The sequence below is a fragment of the Frankia sp. R82 genome (assembly GCF_023716925.1).
In the GTDB taxonomy this organism is placed as follows: Bacteria; Actinomycetota; Actinomycetes; order Frankiales; family Frankiaceae; genus Frankia.
In genome coordinates, this window is sequence record NZ_JAMQQG010000188.1 from 1 (window position 1) to 735 (window position 735).

Consider the following 735-nt stretch of genomic DNA (forward strand, 5'->3'; position numbering starts at 1 on the left):
TTCGACGTCCGTGGCCGTGAATGGGACCGGTGGACACCCAGGTCGATGAGGAGTTCCGACACCTGCTTCGAGACCATCGCTCCACCACGATCCGCGTGGATCGATCGGGGAGCCGACCCGTTCCGGTGTACCGCCTCCTCCAGGAAATCCTTCGCGACCACCGCGTCCTCGGCGGCAGCGACAAGCCAGCCGGTCACATACCGGGAGTAGATGTCGATGATGACGTAAAGCTTGTACCAGACTCCTTTCTCGGGTCCTTTCAACGCGGTGATGTCCCACGACCAGACCTGTGACGGTCCGGTCGCGGACAGCTCGGGGCGGACCCGCGGTGGATGGGTCGCCTGCGCGCGGCGTTCCCGGGTCTGGCCCGCCGCCCGGGCGATCCGGTACATCGTCGACAGCGAACACCAGTAGCGGCCGGCATCAAGCTCCCGGGCCCAGACCTGCGGGATCGCGAGATCCTGGTAGCCCGGGCTCGCCAGCACCGCCAGGACCCGCGCCCGTTCGGCGTCGGACAACGCCCCAGGCGGCGGGGTCCGCGCCGGCCACGGCCCATGCACCGGCCCCCGCGGCGCGGCATGACGATAATGCGTCGCCCGGGACCGGCCGACATACGCACACGCCCGCCGCACCGGAACACCCGCGCCGCGAAGCCCATCAAAAGCCTCGTTCAACACCGGGTCTACTGCTGATCGGAGTCCGCTCTCTCGGAGACCTGCTGCAAGAGAGCGCGTG

1 protein-coding gene is annotated in these 735 nt (G+C 68.6%); it reads right to left on the minus strand.

Annotated elements, in window-relative coordinates:
- Positions 1-518 (minus strand): transposase family protein (locus tag ND747_RS16530; RefSeq protein WP_251734498.1); only part of this gene is annotated, 518 nt, incomplete at its 3' end.
- Positions 519-735 lie beyond the last annotated feature (217 nt).